General features: G+C 73.2%; 17 protein-coding genes and 1 tRNA gene. 7 read left to right on the top strand and 11 right to left on the bottom strand.

Translation table 11 applies throughout. The features are described from left to right. Nucleotides 1-154: 154 nt before the first annotated feature. The gene (locus ABT026_RS08665) at nucleotides 155-823 is read left to right on the top strand and encodes a MerR family transcriptional regulator (RefSeq protein WP_351113382.1); all 669 of its coding nucleotides are present in this window, start codon (nucleotides 155-157) and stop codon (nucleotides 821-823) included. A gap of 40 nt (nucleotides 824-863) precedes the next feature. Here ABT026_RS08665 and ABT026_RS08660 read toward each other — a convergent pair whose 3' ends face one another. The 8 genes from ABT026_RS08660 to galU all read right to left on the bottom strand — a co-directional run bounded on the left by ABT026_RS08660 (nucleotide 864) and on the right by galU (nucleotide 7,279). Continuing rightward, nucleotides 864-1,166: a hypothetical protein gene (locus ABT026_RS08660; protein ID WP_351113381.1), complete on the bottom strand. Its 303-nt coding sequence runs from the start codon at nucleotides 1,164-1,166 to the stop codon at nucleotides 864-866. Nucleotides 1,167-1,457: 291 nt separating this feature from the next. Then, a tRNA-Ala gene (locus ABT026_RS08655) sits at nucleotides 1,458-1,531 on the bottom strand. Between the two features lie 93 nt (nucleotides 1,532-1,624). Further along, nucleotides 1,625-3,016, bottom strand: a complete 1,392-nt coding sequence (locus tag ABT026_RS08650) for a SepX/GlpR family protein (protein ID WP_351113380.1) — start codon at nucleotides 3,014-3,016, stop codon at nucleotides 1,625-1,627. A 208-nt stretch (nucleotides 3,017-3,224) separates the two neighbouring features. Beyond that, nucleotides 3,225-3,824: a GNAT family N-acetyltransferase gene (locus ABT026_RS08645; RefSeq protein ID WP_351113379.1), complete on the bottom strand. Its 600-nt coding sequence runs from the start codon at nucleotides 3,822-3,824 to the stop codon at nucleotides 3,225-3,227. Between the two features lie 17 nt (nucleotides 3,825-3,841). Next, nucleotides 3,842-4,402, bottom strand: a complete 561-nt coding sequence (locus tag ABT026_RS08640; protein ID WP_351113378.1) for a MogA/MoaB family molybdenum cofactor biosynthesis protein — start codon at nucleotides 4,400-4,402, stop codon at nucleotides 3,842-3,844. Then, entirely contained in the window at nucleotides 4,399-4,878 is a 480-nt protein-coding gene (moaC, locus tag ABT026_RS08635) for a cyclic pyranopterin monophosphate synthase MoaC (protein WP_351113377.1), read from the bottom strand. Before moaC ends, ABT026_RS08640 begins: the two co-directional genes overlap by 4 nt. An 86-nt stretch (nucleotides 4,879-4,964) precedes the next feature. Beyond that, a complete protein-coding gene (locus ABT026_RS08630; protein ID WP_351113376.1) occupies nucleotides 4,965-6,371 on the bottom strand; it encodes a molybdopterin molybdotransferase MoeA in 1,407 nt (468 codons plus the stop codon). 5 nt (nucleotides 6,372-6,376) lie between these two features. Continuing rightward, nucleotides 6,377-7,279 carry a UTP--glucose-1-phosphate uridylyltransferase GalU gene (galU, locus tag ABT026_RS08625; RefSeq protein ID WP_351113375.1) on the bottom strand — a complete coding sequence of 301 codons (903 nt, stop codon included), beginning with the start codon at nucleotides 7,277-7,279 and terminating at the stop codon, nucleotides 6,377-6,379. 197 nt (nucleotides 7,280-7,476) lie between these two features. Here galU and ABT026_RS08620 point away from each other — a divergent pair, with 197 nt between their 5' ends. Beyond that, nucleotides 7,477-8,019 (top strand): 5-formyltetrahydrofolate cyclo-ligase, encoded by a 543-nt coding sequence (locus tag ABT026_RS08620; protein WP_502967924.1) that lies wholly within the window; start codon nucleotides 7,477-7,479, stop codon nucleotides 8,017-8,019. Nucleotides 8,020-8,099: 80 nt separating this feature from the next. On the opposite strand, the gene ABT026_RS08615 is transcribed toward ABT026_RS08620, so the two are convergent. Beyond that, nucleotides 8,100-10,859, bottom strand: coding sequence for a penicillin acylase family protein (locus ABT026_RS08615; protein ID WP_351113373.1), 2,760 nt, complete (start codon nucleotides 10,857-10,859; stop codon nucleotides 8,100-8,102). 277 nt (nucleotides 10,860-11,136) lie between these two features. Here ABT026_RS08615 and ABT026_RS08610 point away from each other — a divergent pair, with 277 nt between their 5' ends. The 4 genes from ABT026_RS08610 (at nucleotide 11,137) to ABT026_RS08595 (ending at nucleotide 15,160) form a co-directional block, all read left to right on the top strand. Beyond that, complete coding sequence (locus ABT026_RS08610; protein WP_351113371.1) at nucleotides 11,137-12,699, top strand: potassium/proton antiporter; 1,563 nt, start codon at nucleotides 11,137-11,139, stop codon at nucleotides 12,697-12,699. 254 nt (nucleotides 12,700-12,953) lie between these two features. Then, nucleotides 12,954-13,304, top strand: coding sequence for an FmdB family zinc ribbon protein (locus ABT026_RS08605; protein ID WP_351113370.1), 351 nt, complete (start codon nucleotides 12,954-12,956; stop codon nucleotides 13,302-13,304). Nucleotides 13,305-13,471: 167 nt separating this feature from the next. Then, nucleotides 13,472-14,314, top strand: a complete 843-nt coding sequence (locus ABT026_RS08600; protein ID WP_351113369.1) for an S-methyl-5'-thioadenosine phosphorylase — start codon at nucleotides 13,472-13,474, stop codon at nucleotides 14,312-14,314. Between the two features lie 129 nt (nucleotides 14,315-14,443). Further along, a complete protein-coding gene (locus ABT026_RS08595; RefSeq protein ID WP_351113367.1) occupies nucleotides 14,444-15,160 on the top strand; it encodes a hypothetical protein in 717 nt (238 codons plus the stop codon). Between the two features lie 53 nt (nucleotides 15,161-15,213). On the opposite strand, the gene ABT026_RS08590 is transcribed toward ABT026_RS08595, so the two are convergent. Further along, complete coding sequence (locus tag ABT026_RS08590) at nucleotides 15,214-15,528, bottom strand: hypothetical protein (RefSeq protein ID WP_351113532.1); 315 nt, start codon at nucleotides 15,526-15,528, stop codon at nucleotides 15,214-15,216. Between the two features lie 163 nt (nucleotides 15,529-15,691). Here ABT026_RS08590 and ABT026_RS08585 point away from each other — a divergent pair, with 163 nt between their 5' ends. Further along, on the top strand, nucleotides 15,692-16,420 hold the full coding sequence (locus ABT026_RS08585) for a DUF6227 family protein (protein ID WP_351113366.1): 729 nt from the start codon (nucleotides 15,692-15,694) through the stop codon (nucleotides 16,418-16,420). Nucleotides 16,421-16,519: 99 nt separating this feature from the next. Here the strand turns inward: ABT026_RS08585 and ABT026_RS08580 are convergent, their stop codons facing one another. Beyond that, nucleotides 16,520-17,029 carry a GNAT family N-acetyltransferase gene (locus ABT026_RS08580; protein ID WP_351113365.1) on the bottom strand — a complete coding sequence of 170 codons (510 nt, stop codon included), beginning with the start codon at nucleotides 17,027-17,029 and terminating at the stop codon, nucleotides 16,520-16,522. Between the last annotated feature and the right edge of the window lie 141 nt (nucleotides 17,030-17,170).

The raw sequence follows: 17,170 nt of genomic DNA, 5'->3' as shown, positions 1-17,170 counted from the left end.
TGTGCCGTGCCGTGCTGCTGCCGCGGTCCGCTCGGACCCCTCGCGAACCTTGCCAGTGTTCACTGGCACTGTTGGGAGCGTAGGGCAGTGGCGTACTGATGGGTAGGGGTCCGGGCGAGGAAAGTTACCGGCGGTACGGCCTAGGGTGATCCGCGTGACGGACGAGGCGGAGACGGTGGGACACGACGACGGGCGGCGGGAGTACCGCGCGGAGGAACTGGCGCGACTGGCCGGCATCACCACGCGCACCCTCCGCTTCTACCGCGAGCGCAGACTGCTGGCGCCGCCGCGGCGCGAGGGGCGGATCGCCTGGTACGACGACCGCCACCTGGCACGGCTGCGCACCATCGCGGCCCTGCTGGAGCGGGGCCACACCCTGAGCGGCATCGCCGAACTCGCGGAGGCCTTCGAACACGGCCGGGGCGTCGGCGAGTTGCTGGGCGTCGCTCCCACCGAGGAGACGCCGGTGCGGCTCTCGCCGGAGGAGCTGGCGGAACGGTTCGCGGGCGAGGTGTCCCCGGAGAACCTGGTCGCGGCGATGGAGCTCGGCTATGTCGCCGTGGACGGCGAGGAGTTCGTGCACATCAGCCGCAACCTGCTGGACGTCTCCTCCGCCCTGGTGCGCGAGGGCATCCCGCTCGCCGCGGTCCTGGAGGCGGGGCGGCGGGTGCGCGAGCACGCCGACGCCATCGCGGACCTCTTCGCCGACCTGGTCGGCGCCCACGCCCCGGAGGAGGACGCCCAGCGCCTGCGCCCGCTGGCCCGCAGCGTGGTCCAGGCGGAGCTCTCCCTCGCCCTCGACCGGCGGCTGCGCAAGCCGTGACCGCGGGCCGGTCCGCCACGGGGCCGGTCCGCCACGACCTCTACCGCGTGACCAGGCGCACGATCCCCGCGATCAGCAGGAGGGGTCCCACGACCGCGAACACGCCGCCGAAAGCACGCGCGAGGACCTGCTGCGCATGGCGGTCGGCTGCCGTCGGCGGCCTTCCGCGCCCGTAGGCGTCGTACCTGTCCTGCCGCTGCTGGATGTTCCAGTCCGCCGAGACCGAGGGGCTGAGCACGAGGATGACGCCCGTCAATGTCATGAAGGCTCCCCCGACCAGCATCACGACCGCCCACTCCTGAGGAGAGACGCCCCGGCCGGCCAGCGTCACGAGCATGTCCAAGGGAGCCTCCCGCGGCCGCGGTGGAGTTTTGGCATGCACCATACACATGCGCGGGTCGGGCGAGGCCGGCCTGGTCACCCTCGGCCGGATTCCCGATCAGGGCCCAGCACCGTCACCCGCCGGTACTCGGACCTCAGGTTCGGCGAGGCCCTCCCCGGCGCCCGCCACATACCTTGACCCACCCCGGGTCGGGCGGAGCTCCCGCCCGGCTCGGGACGCCGGTGCGTGGGGTCCCCGGAAACGACGAAGATCCCGGCCGATCGTGAGATCGTCGGGATCTTGTCGTGCAGGTGGACCTGAGGGGATTCGAACCCCTGGCCCCCTCGATGCGAACGAGGTGCGCTACCGGACTGCGCCACAGGCCCTTGCAACGAGTGAAACTCTAGCATCCCCATCCGGGTGGTCGGTAATCCGTTCCGCGCGATCCCCGCAGGCCGGACGCCGCTCCACCCGGCGGGTCACTCGTTGGCCGCCCGGGGCCGGTCCCGGTCCCCCTCGGCGTACTGGTCGAAGAGCGGGGTGCGGCCCCGGCCGCGGCCACGGCGGGCTCCGGAGCGGCCTCGGGGCTCCGGGTGGGCCTGGGGCTCCTCGGACGCGGACGCCTCGGACGCCTCGGCCTCCTGGGCCCCGCGCGGCTCCGCCGACTGGTCGTGGCGGTCCGCGCCGACGGCGGCGCGGGCGGAACTCCAGGCGTCGTCCGTGAGGTCGACGTCGGAGGTGGTGCGCGGGGCCACCGGCGCGGTGACGTAGGTCGGCAGCGGGACCGGCACCGGCTCCCAGCTGTCGGAGGGACCCGCGTCCCGCTCGGGCTCACGCTGCTGGTCGACCCACTCGGCATGGTCGGTCTGCTCGATCAGGGCGAGCCGGTCGGCGGCGAGCGAGGAGAGCGTGGCCGGCCCGGGGTCGTGGCCCTCGGGCTCCGGCACGCCGTCGCCCGGACGGCCCGTGGGCCGCTGGACGGCGAGGTCCTGCTCGGGTCCGCGCGGGAGGCGTTCGGTGCCACGCTCGGGGTCCGCCGCGGGCGACGGACCCGGACGGCGGCGCCCGCCGCGCTCCCGCTCACGGCCTCGCTCGCGCACGCGCCGCGCCGCCTCCTCGGCCTGACCGCGGTCCATGCGGTAGGCGAAGCGGCGGCGTTCCTGGGTGCGGAGGTAGGCGATGTAGACGCTGAGCAGCACGGCCGGCAGGACCGGCGCCCAGAGGAAGGCGACACCGCCCACCGCGGCGGCGACCGCGCCGGCGCTGAAGACGACGAAGAGCAGGGTGATGGTGCGCCGTCTGCGGGCCATCACCCGGGAGCGCGCGATCTTCGCCCGCGCCGCCTCCGCCTTCCGCTCCGCGGCCGCCCGGGAGGCCCGGTCGAGGCGGTCGGGACGGTCCGGCCGCTCCAGGCGCTCCGTACGGGCCGGGTGCTCTCCGGCACGGGCCGGGTGCTCGACGCGATCCGGGGGCTCGACGCGCGCCGGGTGCCCGGCGCGGTCCGGGTGCCCGGCGCGGTCCGGGCGGCCGGTCCGCTGCCGGGCGCCGGGAGCCTCACCGCAGCGCTGCTCCGGCCCGGCGGGGTGCGGATCGTCCGGGGGTACGGCGAAGGCCCGGACGTCGACCGAGTCGGTCACGGCGTCCGGGTCGACCGGGTCGGCCGCGGGCTCCGCCTCGTCGGAGGAGCGCGCGAGGTCCTTGGCGTAACGGCGCTCCATCCCCGCCCTTCCGGACAGCAGCCGGATGGCGGTGCTGAAGCGTTCCGTCGGACGGGCCTCGTTCAGCTCGTCCTGCCTACGGAGCCACATCGGCACCAAGTAGGCGGCCCAGGCCCCGACAATGACTGCGTAGATGAGGCCGCTGCTGCTCACGGTCACACGGTAGAGCGGTTTGGGTGAGGCCATCTGCCAATTCACACGGTGTGTCGCACGATCTGGCTGATATTTCGAGCCTTTTAGGCGACCGATGTGATCACAGACCGCCGGAAGCATGAATTCCTGCACCCAAACGTGAGCGCAACGGACCCAAATTCGAACACTTATTCAATTACCGGTGACAGGGCGCCTTCTCGGACTTCCGTCAGGGCGTGCGGCCCCTCAGCCTGGACAGACGCGTCATCATCCCTTCGGGGACCTCTTCCGCGGTGAGCGCGTAGACGAGGTGGTCGCGCCAGTCCCCGTCGATGTGCAGATAGCGCGGCCGCAGCCCTTCCTCGCGGAATCGGAGTTTCTCCACGACGCGGCGGCTGGGCCCGTTCTCGGGGCGAATGCAGACCTCCAGCCGGTGCAGTCCGACCGAGCGGAAGCTGTGGTCCGCGGCGAGGGCGACCGCTGTCGGCATCACGCCGCGGCCGGCCACCGCCTGGTCCACCCAGTAGCCGATGTTCCCCGAGCACATGGAGCCCCAGGTGATGCTGCCGACCGTCAACTGCCCGGCCAGGCGGCCGCGGTACTCGACGACCCAGGGCATCATCCGCCCGGCCCGCGCCTCGGAGCGCAGGTGACGGACCATCTGCCGGAAGGTGGGCCGGTGGGTGACCGGGCCGCCCGGCATCGGGGGCGGGATGGTCGCCTCCCAGCGGCGCAGCCAGTCGCGGTTGCGCCGGTTGACCTCGCGCCAGTCGCCCTGGTCGCGCATCCGCATCGGCCGCAGCCGGACGTCGCCGTGTTGCAGGACCACGGGCCAGAGCAGGCCGTTCAGCTCGCACCCCCGGAGGACGGGCCCCCCGACGGCGCGGAGGAGGGGTGGTCCCCGCCGCGGAGCTGGTCCACGGCGTGCGTGAGCAGGTCGCCGAGGACGGCGAGGCCGTCCTTCACCCCGCCCGTGGAGCCGGGGAGGTTGACGACCAGGGTGTGCCCGGCGACGCCCGCGATCCCCCGCGAGAGCGCCGCGGTGGGCACCTTCTCCCGGCCGTACGCGCGGATCGCCTCGGGGATGCCGGGGACCTCGTGGTCCAGGATCCGGCGGGTGGCCTCGGGGGTGCGGTCGGTGGGCGAGACGCCGGTGCCGCCGGTGGTGAGCACCACGTCGTAGCCGGCCGCGACGGCGTCCCGCAGCGCGGCTTCGACCGGGTCGCCGTCGGGGACCACCACGGGACCGTCCACGGCGAAGCCGAGCGCCTCGAGACCCGCCTTCAGCAGCGGACCGCCGCGGTCCTCGTAGACCCCGGCGGCGGCCCGGTTGGACGCGGTGACGACCAGTGCCCGGTAGCCCTCGGGCTCGGGTCCTCGGGCGCCGTGCCCCTGAGGACCGCTCACGCCCGCCTCCACTCGCCGGACTTGCCGCCGGTCTTCTCCTCGACCCGCACGTCGCTGATGACGGCGCCCTTGTCGACCGCCTTGACCATGTCGACGACGGTGAGTGCGGCGACGGTGACGGCGGTCAGCGCCTCCATCTCCACCCCGGTGCGGTCGGTGGTCCTCACCGTGGCGGTGATCTCGACGGCGTCGTCGGTGACGGCGAGGTCGAGCTTCACCCCGGAGAGGGCCAGCGGGTGGCAGAGGGGGATCAGTTCGGGCGTCTTCTTGGCGCCCATGATCCCGGCGATCCGCGCGGTCGCGAGGGCGTCCCCCTTGGGCACGCCCTCACCGCGCAGCAGCTCCACCACGCGCGGGTGGACGAGGACCCGGCCGCTCGCGCGGGCGGTGCGGGCGGTCACGTCCTTCCCGGAGACGTCGACCATGCGGGCGGCGCCCGCCTCGTCGATGTGGGTCAGTCGGTCCTGCGTACCCATGCGGAAGGCGTCCTTAGTCGTTCAGGGCTGCTGCCGTGCGAGGTGTGCACGGCGATGCGCGACACGGTACCGCCAGGATCCGCCCGTCAGCCGAGCAGGACCACCTCGACGTCGTCGCCGGGCTCCACCGAGGTGACGTGCTCGGGGACCACGATCAGCGCGTTCGCCCGGGCCAGCGCGCCGACCAGGTGGGAGCCCGCGCCGCCCACCGGGGTGACCCGGTCGCCGTCGAGGCGGCCGCGCAGGAACTGGCGGCGGCCCTGCGGCGAGGAGAGCGCCTTGCCGGCGTCCAGGGACGCCCGGGTGCGCGGCCGGTGGAGCTGGTCCTCGGGCAGGCCCATCAGGGCCCGGATCACCGGGCGGACGAAGATCTCGAAGGAGACGAACGAGGAGACCGGGTTGCCCGGCAGGGTGAGCACCGGCGTGTGGTCGGGCCCGATCATCCCGAAGCCCTGCGGCTTGCCGGGCTGCATGGCGACGCGCCGGAAGTCGACCCCGGCGGCGGCCCGCTGCTCGCCGCCACCCTCGCCGTCGCGCTCGGCGCCCTCCTCGCCGTCGCCGTCCTCGGCCTCGAGCGTTGCCGGTTCGGGCGCGGTGAGCGCCTCCTTGACCACGTCGTAGGCGCCCACGCTGACGCCTCCGCTGGTCACCAGCAGGTCGGCGCGCACCAGTTGGTCGTCGACGCTGGTGCGCAGGGTCTCCGCGTCGTCGGCGACCGCTCCCACCCGGTAGGCGATCGCCCCGGCCTCCCGGGCGGCGGCGGTGAGGGCGAAGCTGTTGGAGTCGTGGATCTGCCCGGGCTTCAACGGCTCGCCGGGCGGCACGAGTTCGCTGCCGGTGGAGAGGACCACGACCCGCGGCCGGGGCCGGACCTTCGCGGTGGCCCGGCCCACGGAGGCGAGCAGGCCGAGCTGGGCGGGCCCGAGGACGGTGCCGGCGGCGAGGGCGCGGTCCCCCGCCTTCATGTCGCTGCCGGCGCGGCGGACGTGCGCCCCGGCCTCGGCGCCCTGGTAGACCCTGACCTGCCCGGTGGCGCCCTCGGGCGCCTTGCTGCGGGCCTTCATCCCGGTGGCCGGCCCGCCCCCGAGCCCGCCGTCGGTCCACTCGACGGGCACGACCGCCTCGGCGCCGGGCGGCAGGGGCGCGCCGGTCATGATGCGGGCGGCCTGCCCCGGACCCACCTTCAGCCCGGGGGCCTGACCGGCCGCCACGTCCCCGACCACCTCGAGGACCGCGGGGAACTCCCTGCTCGCACCCGTCACGTCCGCGACGCGCACCGCGTAGCCGTCCATCGAGCTGTTGTCGAAGGGCGGCAGGGAGACCGGCACCGTCACGTCCTCGACCAGGACGCAGCCCTGGGCGTCGAGCAGTTGCAGCTCGATCGGCTCGAGGGGGCGGACGGTGGAGAGGATGTCCTCGAGGTGCTCCTCCACCGTCCACAGGCGGTCCTCCTGCGACGGCGACGCGGTGCTGCGGGGTGCGGTGGTGCTCAAGTCCGTTACATCTCCTCGGCTACGAATCGGCGGAGCCAGGTCCGGAAGTCCGGCCCCAGGTCCTCACGTTCGCATGCCAGTCGGACAATCGCACGCAGATAGTCGCCACGGTCTCCGGTGTCATAGCGGCGGCCCTTGAAGACGACGCCGTGGACGGGTCCGGCGATGCTCTCGTCGGCCGCCAGGTGCTGGAGGGCGTCGGTCAGCTGGATCTCGCCGCCGCGCCCCGGCGCGGTGTGCCGCAGCACCTCGAAGATGCCCGGGTCGAGGACGTAGCGGCCGATGACGGCGTAGGCGGACGGGGCGTCGGCCGCCTCGGGCTTCTCGACCAGCCCGGTCACCCGGGTGACGTCGGCGTCCTTGGTGCACTCGACGGCGGCGCAGCCGTAGAGGTGGATCTGCGCCGGGTCGACCTCCATCAGCGCCACGACGCTGCCGCCGTACTCGGCCTGGACCTCGATCATGCGGGAGAGCAGCGGGTCGCGCGGGTCGATCAGGTCGTCGCCGAGGAGGACCGCGAAGGGCTCGTCGCCGACGTGCGGGGCGGCGCAGAGCACCGCGTGGCCGAGACCTCTGGGGTCGCCCTGGCGGACGTAGTGGATGGTGGCGAGGTCGGTCGGCTCCTGGACGCGGGCCAGCCGGTCGTTGTCGCCCTTGCGCTCGAGGGCGTTCTCCAGCTCGTAGTTGCGGTCGAAGTGGTCCTCGAGCGGGCGCTTGTTGCGGCCGGTGACCATCAGCACGTCCCGCAGGCAGGCCTGGACGGCCTCCTCGACGACGTACTGGATCGCCGGCTTGTCGACGACCGGGAGCATCTCCTTGGGCGTCGCCTTGGTGGCCGGAAGGAACCGCGTGCCGAGACCGGCCGCCGGGATGACAGCCTTACTGATCCGAGGATGTGCCTTCATCATGTTCGCAACCATATCCATTGGGTTGTACGGAATCGGGAGCTCCATTCGATTCCACGTCATATGGCTGCATTCGGGCGGAAAACTGAACCGATCGTGCGGCCGGGAAGCTGTGGGAGACACCGCGGTGGGAGACAACAGTGACTGACGAGGATGCCAAGCGAAGGTTGCGGGCGGAGATCCTCCGTGCGAGGAGAAGGTTGACGGACGACGAGCGCCGTGCGGCCGGACACGCGCTGGCGGCGCGAGCCCTGGAGCTGCCGGAGGTGGCGCGGGCGCGGACGGTCGCTGCGTACGTCTCGGTGGGCGCGGAGCCGGAGACCCGTGCGCTGCTGGACGCGTTGCGCGGACGGGGCGTGCGGGTGCTGCTCCCGGTGCTGCGTGAGGACGACGACCTGGACTGGGGGGAGTACCGCGGCGCGGACGCGCTGGTCGCACGGCCGCTGGGGGCGGGGCGGATGACACTGCTGGAACCGGGCGGCGCGCCGGGCGGCGTCGAGGCGGTGCTCGCCGCGGACGTGGTCCTCCTGCCGGGGCTGGCGGTGGACCGCGGCGGGCTGCGGCTCGGGCGCGGGGGCGGTTCCTACGACCGGGTCCTCGCCCGCCTCGACGCGGCGGGCGCCGCCCCGGCGCTGGTGGTCCTCCTGCACGACACCGAGCTGCGCGACACGGTCCCCGCCGAACCGCACGACCGCCCGGTCACCGCCGCGGTGACCCCCTCGGGCCTCCACCGTTTCGGCTGACCTCCGCGTCCGGGAAGGCCGCCGGGGCGGCTCCCCCGTGAGGGAACCGCCCCGGTGCGGTGGGCCCGGCGGGCGGGCCGTCACGGCTTCAGCGTGAGCGTCTCCTCCGTGGCCCGCTTCACCGCGGCCGCGGAGAACGGCCACTCGTACAGCTCCCCCTTCGCCCACGCGTCCGTCTGGTCCACGTAGTGCGAGCTGTACGCGTGCCCGGACGCGCCGGTGAGGTTGATCCACTTCGACTTGTCGAGGTCGTCGAGGTTCACCACCATCCGCATGGACGGCACCCAGACCACCCCGTACCCGCCGGCCGCGTTCCACCCCGTCGCGTCGACGGTGGACTCGCCGCCGCCGAGCTCCCAGGGCCCGCGGTTGAGCATGTGCTGGAGGAAGCCCGGACCGGCCGTGCCCATGGTCTGGTTCTTCAGGTACAGCGTGTGCAGCCGGCCCCAGCTCCAGCTGTCCATGTCCTTGCCGAGCTTCGCCGTCAGCTCCCAGCGCGCGTCGACCATGGCCCGCTCGAGCAGGGCGTCCCGGTCGTTCTTGGCGCCCTTACGGCCGCTGAGCGACTTGCCGGTGGTCCACCACTCGCTGTCCTCGTCCGCCATCAGGTTCCGCACGACCTCGAACCACCGGTCGCCGCCGTCCGGCTGGGCCTGCGTGGCGCTGCGCTGCCCGCACTCGCGGACCTTGTCCGCCTCCTCGGCGGGACCGGTGGTGTTCACCGGCTCCACCCACAGGCACTGGCCCTCGACCCGCAGTTCCTTGGGCAGCTTGTTGCCGAACGCCAGCTTCAGGATGTTGCGCCACACGGCGTTGAAGTACGCGGCCGCCGCCGAGTCCGGGGTCTGGGTGCGGTCCCAGCTCTCCAGCAGCTCCTGCGCGTCGCGGACGTCGTCGTCCTTGACGTCGATCTTCAGCAGCTCGGGCACCAGCAGCTTGGCGATCTCGCTGCTGCTGTCGGTCTGCATCTCGCGCATGTCCTCGGTCGAGACCTTGCCGCCGCCCTCGATCTTCGCCTTGACCAGGTCGTTGATCCGCTGACTGCGGGCGCCGTAGGACCAGTCGCCGGTCAGCAGGTACGGGTAGGCGTCCTCGTCGACCACGGCCTGGTTGGCGGTGACGATGTAGCCGCGCTCCGGGTTGAACTCGTAGGGCAGCTCGTCCTGGTCGATCCAGCCGGTCCAGCGGGCGGCACGCTCCCAGCCGGGCGCCGGGAGCGCGCCGTCGTAGCCCTCGGCGCGGACCGGGATGCGGCCCGGCAGCTGGTAGCCGATGTTCTTCCGGTCGGCGTAGACGAGGTTCTGCGAGGGCACCTCGAACAGCTCGGCGGCCTTGCGGAACTCCTGCCAGTTCCGCGCCGTGTTGATGGCGAAGACGGCGTCCATGGTGCTGCCCGGGTCGAGCGCGGTCCACCGCAGCGAGACCCCGTAGCCGTCGCCCCGGTCGGGTGCGGCGGCCTTCACGCCGGCCTTCCTTCCGACCTGGACGAGCTCGTCGTCGCGGTCGGAGAGGAGCGGGCCGTTGTTGGTCTCGCGGACCACGATCTTCTTGTCGGCCCCGCCGGCGACCTTGATGGTCTCCTCACGGGTCCGGAAGGGGACGGTCTTCCCGTCGTACTGGTAGCCGTCGCGGGTGACCTTCTGCAGGTACAGGTCGCTGACGTCCACGCCGGAGTTGGTCATGCCCCAGGCGATCTGCGCGTTGTGGCCGATGACCACGCCGGGCATGCCGGAGAAGGTGTAACCGGAGACGTCGTAGCGGCAGCTCGCGGAGACGGTGCGGCAGTGCAGGCCCATCTGGTACCAGACCGAGGGCAGCGCGGGCGACAGGTGCGGGTCGTTGGCCAGCAGCGGGGCCCCGCCCACGGTGTGCGATCCGGCGACCACCCAGGAGTTGGAGCCGATGCCGTTGCCGTTGACGCCGACCGCGGTGGGCAGCTCGTCCAGGGCGCCGTAGAGACCGGCGAGCTGGCTCTGCAGCCCGGCCTGGTCCTCCGCCGCGACACCCGGGAGGGTGCCGGCGCCGCCCTGGGCCTGCTCGCTCGCGGTGGCCTTCTGGTCCCAGGTGCCGGTGGCCTGCGAGTATGCGCCCTCCTGCACGATCGTCCGGTTCCGCTCGAACGGGTAGCCCGGGTACAGGTCGGCGATCTGCTTCGCGTCGAGCCTGCTGGTCATCAGCGAACGGTCGATCTCGTCCTGCATGTTGCCGCGCAGGTCCCAGGCCATCGCCTTGAGCCAGGCCACCGAGTCGACGGGGGTCCACGGCTGGGGCGTGTAGTCGCCGGTGAGCGCGAGCGCCGCGTACTCCAGGGAGAGTTCGTCGCCCTCGCGATCGCCGAGGTAGGCGTTGACGCCCTTGGTGTAGGCCCGCAGGTACTTCTTGGTGGAGGCGGACAGCTTCTTGTCGTACTCCTGCTGCGCGACACGGCGCCAGCCGAGGGTGCGCAGGAACTCGTCGGTGCCGACCTGGCTCGCGCCGAACATCTCGGAGAGCCGGCCCGCGGTCAGGTGGCGGCGCACGTCCATCTCGTAGAACCGGTCCTGCGCCTGGACGAATCCCTGCGCCATGAACAGGTCTTCCTCGGAGTCGGCGTAGACGTGCGGCACGCCCTGGCCGTCGCGCCGGACCTCGACCGGGCCGGACAGGCCCTTGAGGGTCAGCGACCCGCTGGTCTGCGGGAACGAGGCACGGACGGTGCTGACCGTCCAGTACCCGCCGTAGACCAGGCCGCCTATGAGCGCGAGGACGACGAGAAGGACCAGGAGTCGGGCTTTGCGCCCCTTCTTCCTGCCGGACTTGCCGGGCTGCTGACCGGAAGAGGCGGTGGTGTTGGGGGGCATCGCTGTCCTTGCTGTCCTCACGCGAGCGGCGGGGCGGGCGGTGGTCAGTTCTGGGCGCGGCGGCGTGGCCCGACGTCGCGCTGGAGCAACGATAGGCGCACGGGGCGCGGCGGCTTGACGCGGCGTCTGTGAAGCCGTGGCATCAGGCGAGCGGGGTGTCCAGGGTGTCCTGTTCGTCCCGATGCGGCGTCCGCAGGGAGCGTCCGCCGGGGCGCGAAGTGGCGAAAGCGCGTCAAGAAAGCGTCAAGAGTTAGGTAAGGTAACGAAAGACCTGCCGATGCCGTCCCGTGCGCACACGGGGCTGTTCGCAGCACCTCGGAGGGAAGGGAAGGGGCGCCAACTGTCTGTCGACCACCTCAACCAGCTTCTGCTCGGCGCCTCGCTCGTCCTCCTGGTGGCCGTGGCCGCCGTGCGCGTGTCCTCACGCAGCGGACTCCCGAGCCTCCTCATCTACCTCGGCATCGGCATCGCGCTGGGCTCCGACGGCATCGCGGGCATCGAGTTCGACAACGCCGCGCTCACCCAGGTCATCGGCTACGCGGCCCTGGTCGTGATCCTCGCCGAGGGCGGACTGGGCACCAAGTGGGGCCAGATCAAACCGGTGCTGCCCGCCGCCGGCGTGCTGGCCTCGGCCGGCGTCGCGGTGAGCGTGACGGTCACCGCCGCGGCCGCCCACTACCTGGCCGGGCTGGAGTGGCGGCAGGCGCTCATCGTGGGCGCGGTGGTCTCCTCGACCGACGCGGCGGCGGTCTTCTCCGTGCTGCGCCGGATCCCCCTGCCGTCCCGCATCACCGGCACCCTGGAGGCCGAGTCGGGCTTCAACGACGCCCCGGTGGTCATCCTGGTCGTCTCCTTCTCCACCGCCGGGCCGTTCGAGCACTGGTACCTGCTGCTGGCGGAGATGGCGATGGAACTGGCGATCGGCGCGGCCGTGGGCCTGGCGGTCGGCTGGCTGGGCGCCTGGGGGCTGCGGCGGGTCGCGCTGCCCGCCTCCGGCCTCTACCCCATCGCCGTGATGTCGATGGCCGTGACGGCCTACGCGGCGGGCGCCATCGCGCACGGCAGCGGCTTCCTCGCGGTCTACCTGGCGTCGATGGTGCTGGGCAACGCCCGGCTGCCCCACCACCCGGCCACCCGCGGCTTCGCCGACGGGCTCGGCTGGATCGCGCAGATCGGCATGTTCGTGCTGCTCGGCCTGCTGGTCAACCCGCGGGAGCTGGGCGACGACATCCTGCCCGCGCTGGTGATCGGCCTGGTCCTGACCATGGTGGCGAGGCCGCTGAGCGTGATCGCCTGCCTGTCGCCGTTCCGGGTGCCCTGGCAGCAGCAGGCGCTGATGTCGTGGGCGGGGCTGCGGGGCGCGGTGCCGATCATCCTGGCCACCATCCCGATGGTGGCCGGGGTGGCGGGCAGCCGCCGGATCTTCAACATCGTCTTCGTGCTGGTCGTGGTCTACACGCTGATCCAGGGGCCGACGCTCCCCTGGCTGGCCCGCAAGCTGCGCCTGGGCGACGACAACGAGGCCTCCGACCTGGGCATCGAGTCCGCGCCGCTGGAGCGGCTGCGCGGGCACCTGCTCTCGCTGACCGTGGACAGGGACTCCCGGATGCACGGCGTCGAGGTCGGCGAGCTCCGGCTGCCGGTGGGCGCCTCGGTCACCCTGGTGGTCCGGGCCGGCGCCTCCTTCGTGCCGTCGCCCGCCACGGTGCTCCAGCGGGGGGACGAGTTGCTGGTGATCGCCACCGACCAGGTGCAGGACGCCGCCGAGCGGCGCCTGCGGGCGGTGGCCCGGGGCGGAAAGCTGGCCGGGTGGCTGGGTACGTCGGGGGCGGCGCGGTAACTCTCCGCCCCCGACGGCGGACGGGGGTCCGCGGTGGTCCGGGGGGTGGTCCGTGCGGTGGTTGCCGCGGTGGTCGCGGCGGTGGTCGTGGCGGTGGTCGTGGCGCTTCTGCACGGTGGTCGCGGCGCTTCCCGCGGTGGTCCGCGCAGTGGTTTCGGTCACCGGACGGGGTGCGGCAGTGGACTGACGGCGAGGAATGCGTCAAGATGGATCGTCGTTAGCACTCATTGAGTGAGAGTGCCAGGAGGAAGACAGTGCCGACCTACCAGTACCAGTGCACCGCGTGCGGCGAGGGCCTCGAGGCGGTGCAGAAGTTCACCGATGACGCTCTGACCGAGTGCCCGAACTGCCAGGGCCGCCTGAAGAAGGTGTTCTCGGCCGTCGGCATCGTCTTCAAGGGCTCCGGGTTCTACCGCAACGACAGCCGCGGCTCCTCGTCGAGCAGCTCCCCGGCCGCGAAGTCCGGCTCCTCGAGCAGCGGCTCGAGCTCGTCGGCCTCGTCCTCCTCCTCGACGTCGGGTTCGTCCACGTCGTCGACGTCGGCCCCCGCCGCCTCGTCGGCGCCGGCCTCGACCTCCTCGTCGAGCAGCAGCTCGGCCGCCTGACCCACACCTCGCGGGCCCCGCCCTCTCCCGGTCGTCACCGGGAGAGGGCGGGGCTTTCGCGCGTCCTGGGGACTCGTCCGGTCCGCGGCGGTGTGCGGGGCCGGACGGTGAGCCGCGGCGGCCGGGCCCGTGTCGGTCCCCGCGGGGGAGGGCCTAAGGTTCGGGCCATGGTGAACACGGTGAGCGCCGAGATCGGCGTGATCGGCGGGTCCGGCTTCTATTCGTTCCTCGACGACGTGACCGAGGTCGCGGTCGAGACCCCCTACGGGCCGCCCAGCGACTCGTTGTTCGTCGGCGAGATCGCCGGCCGCCGGGTGGCGTTCCTGCCCCGGCACGGACGCGGGCACCACCTGCCGCCGCACCGCATCAACTACCGGGCCAACCTCTGGGCGCTGCGGTCGGTGGGCGTCCGGCAGGTCCTCGGCCCCTGCGCGGTCGGCGGCCTGCGGCCCGAGTACGGGCCGGGCACGCTGCTGGTGCCCGACCAGCTGGTGGACCGCACCAAGTCCCGGGCCGGCACCTACTTCGACGGGCTCCCGCTGCCCGACGGCACCGTCCCCAACGTCGTCCACGTCTCCCTCGCCGACCCCTACTGCCCCGCCGGACGGGCCGTCGCCCTCAAAGCGGCGCGCGGCCGCGACTGGGAGGCCGTCGACGGCGGGACCCTGGTGGTGATCGAGGGACCCCGCTTCTCCACCCGCGCCGAGTCCCGCTGGCACGCCGCCCAGGGCTGGTCCGTGGTCGGCATGACCGGGCACCCCGAGGCTCCGCTCGCCCGCGAACTGGAACTCTGCTACACCTCGCTGACCCTGGTCACCGACTTGGACGCGGGCGCCGAGACCGGTGAGGGCGTCTCCCACGAGGAGGTGCTCCAGGTGTTCGGCGCGAACGTGGACCGCATGCGGGACGTCCTGTTCGACGCGGTGGCGGCGCTCCCGGCGTCCGACGCGCGCACCTGCCTCTGCGCCGGTGCGCTGGGCGCCCAGGACCCGGGCTTCGCCCTCCCGTAGCCCATGGGCCCCGTGACCCTGGCGCCTTCTCCCCTGCCTTCACTCTCCCGAGTGAGCTGGGGAGGAGGGTTCGCCGAGGGTTGTCCACAGCCTCCGGCAGGGGTTGCGGAAATGGGTCAGCGTGGGCCCATGAACCTCACGAACACCTGCGCCCCCACTCGCGCCGCGGCCGCGAACGCCGCGAACGCGCACACCGCGCCGCCGCCCTGGCCGGACGCCTGTGCCCACGGCTGCTCCGGTGCCGCCGGCTCCCCCGCCGCCCCGCTGCGGCGGCTCGGGCCGGGCGGGGTGCCCGCCCCCGGCAGCATCCCGCTCTTCGCCCCGCTGCGGGTGCCCGGCGGGCGCCTGCGCGGCGGACGGCCGGCCCGCGCCGCGCCACGGGTGCTCGCCGCCGCGTTGACGGCCGTGGCGGTGACCGCCCTCGCCCCGGGACCGGCCGCTCCTGCCGCACCTGCGGCGTCCTCGGCGTCCTCCGAGACCTCGGCCCGCGTGGGCGGAAGGGCGGCAGTGGGCGCGCTTCAAGGGCTGCCCCCGCCGGACGGGGAGCGGGTGGAGGCGCCGGTGCGGCTCGCGGATCCGGCCGTCGCGGCGCTGCTGCGCCGCGGGGACCTGGTCGACGTGGTGGCCGCCGGACCGCGAGGCCGTCCGCGGGTGCTGGCGCGCGGGGTGCGGGTCGCCCGGCTGCCCGGGCCGCCGCCGGGGCCGCCCGGAGCGACGGACCTCGACATGGGCGGCGCGACCGGCGGGGCGCTCGTGGTGCTCTCCGCGCCCCGCACCGCCGCGGTACGCCTGCTCGGCACGGCGCCGGAGGACCGGCTCACGGTGGCTTTCCGGAGCGGACGTTGAGCGGCGCGGGCACGGCGGCTCGCCGCGGACACAGTGGCCGCGGGCCCGGTGGCTCAGAGGTGGTGCGGCGGCTTCTCGTCGAGGAAGCGGCGGAGGTCCGCGGCGGCGTCCCCACCACCGCGCGAACGCTCCCCCCAGCCACGGTCGGTGTCGTCCGAGGACTGCTGGTCCAGCGGGTCGTCGAAGACCAGCGCGGCCCTGGGCCGACGGGGCGCGGCCGCGACGGTGGGGGCCGCGGCCGCGTCGGTGGGGGCCGGGGCGGCGTCGGCGGCGGGGCCGGACGGCGTCCCGCCGGGGGTACCGGTCCGGGCGTCGGCCGAAGCGTCGGCCTGGGAGTCGGCCTGGGCGTCGTCGGAGGAGGAACTCATCCGTCAAGCGTACGACCGGCGTACGCCTCCGCCTCAGGGCAACCTCCCAGGGGAAGTACGCGTCTCAACAACCGTACGTTTTCTCGGTTCCCGGACATGATGTCCGAGCGAGGGGCTACGGTATGCACCCACAAGGTGACAAGCAGCGACGCTGGGAGCAGCCTTGAGCGTTCCGTACGAGACGGCGGCGTACCCGGAGGAGCACCTGGACCGGCTCCTGGGCCGCGCCCTGAACTCCTTCGAACTGCCCGACGAGGTCCTGACGCGGCTGGACTCCGCGCTGGCGTACGACGGCTCGCTCCATTCCGCCCACCACAGTGGGGGCCTGTACCGGGAGACCCACCGGCACACCTGGCTGCTCTCCGACGGCTCCGTGCTCACGCTGTGGGAGCTCGTCCACAACACCGCGGCGGGCCGCCTGGTGCGGCACGAGGTCTACGCGGACCTGGACGAGCTGTCCGCGGCCACGGGTCGGCTCCCCCTGCCGTCCGACGAGCCGGCCCTGGCGCCGATGGACGCGCTGCGCCTGCCTCCGGTGCGGCTGCCTCCCCTGACGGGCTTCGGGCCGCCGTACGCGCCCGCCGACTCGGCGGACCACCTGCGCCGGCTGCTGCGGCGCGCGGAGAACCCTGACCGCCCCGGCCCGGACGCCGCGGCGGCCCTGCGGGCGGCGTACGCGCACGAGATCACCCAGGCCTTCGGACCGCCGTGCCGCACCGGGACGGGGGTGTGCCTGTCCCTGTACGAGCACGCCTTCCTGCTGCCGGGCGGCCGCCGCACCTCCCTGTGGGAGGTCGAGCACACGGCGACGCCGGACGGTCGCCACATGTGCGAGGTCTACCCCACCGAGGCCGCGGCGAGGGCCGCGATGGAACGTCGCGTCGAGCCGTAGCGACCGCCCCCGGCGGTACGCCGGGCCGCCGCACCGCCGGGCCCGGCCCGGTCCGAACCCGTCCGCTCACTCACCTCCAGTCCGATCCCCCCAACCCTCTTACAGGGCCTTCTCGAACCAGGCCACGTCCCAATACCGCCCGAACTTCCGCCCGACCTCACGGAGCACCCCGACGGGTTCGAAGCCGAAGCGCCGGTGCAGTCGCTCGGACGGCTCGTTGGGCGGGACGATCGCCGCGTAGGCCCGGTGCACGTCCTCGTCCGCCAGCGCATCGAACAGCGCCCCGTACAGCCGGCCTCCCACCCCGCGGCCGGTCACGCCCGGCGCCAGGTAGACCGTGCACTCGACCGAGCTCAGGTACGCGGGCTTCGGGCGGAACCGGCCCGAGGTCGCGTATCCGAGCACCTCCCCCGTCCCCACGTCCTCCGCCACCAGCAGGCGGTGCGGCCCTCCGGGGGAATACGAGGCCAGCCAGGCGCGTCTCTCCTCCGGAGTGAAGATTTCCGTGTCGAACGTGTAAGGCGTCTCACACACGTAGTGGTTGTAAATGGCCGTCAGCGCCGCGAGGTCCTGCTCGACACCGGCCCTGACCTGTACTTCCTCACCCACCGTGTTCCTCCGTCTCCGCGGTGCGGGCGGGCAGGGTACTGCATGCGGGAGGGACTCGTGGGACCGTGCGGGAATTCTGTCCCGTTTCCGGTCGTTGTATCCCACGGATGCCGGGCACCCGGTGACTGTGAGGCTCACACG

It is taken from the genome of Streptomyces sp. NPDC002734 (assembly GCF_040295685.1).
In the GTDB taxonomy this organism is placed as follows: domain Bacteria; phylum Actinomycetota; class Actinomycetes; order Streptomycetales; family Streptomycetaceae; genus Streptomyces.
Note: the sequence above shows the minus strand (reverse complement) of the source record. Positions and strands in the feature narration are given on the sequence as shown.

Coding starts and splice junctions, on each gene's coding strand:
- moaC (WP_351113377.1), bottom strand. CDS start 4,878: ATGGGTACGCAGGACCGACTGACCCACATCGACGAGGCGGGCGCCGCC.
- galU (WP_351113375.1), bottom strand. CDS start 7,279: ATGATGAAGGCACATCCTCGGATCAGTAAGGCTGTCATCCCGGCGGCC.
- ABT026_RS08615 (WP_351113373.1), bottom strand. CDS start 10,859: ATGCCCCCCAACACCACCGCCTCTTCCGGTCAGCAGCCCGGCAAGTCC.
- ABT026_RS08610 (WP_351113371.1), top strand. CDS start 11,137: ATGCCGTCCCGTGCGCACACGGGGCTGTTCGCAGCACCTCGGAGGGAA.
- ABT026_RS08600 (WP_351113369.1), top strand. CDS start 13,472: ATGGTGAACACGGTGAGCGCCGAGATCGGCGTGATCGGCGGGTCCGGC.
- ABT026_RS08595 (WP_351113367.1), top strand. CDS start 14,444: ATGAACCTCACGAACACCTGCGCCCCCACTCGCGCCGCGGCCGCGAAC.
- ABT026_RS08590 (WP_351113532.1), bottom strand. CDS start 15,528: ATGAGTTCCTCCTCCGACGACGCCCAGGCCGACTCCCAGGCCGACGCT.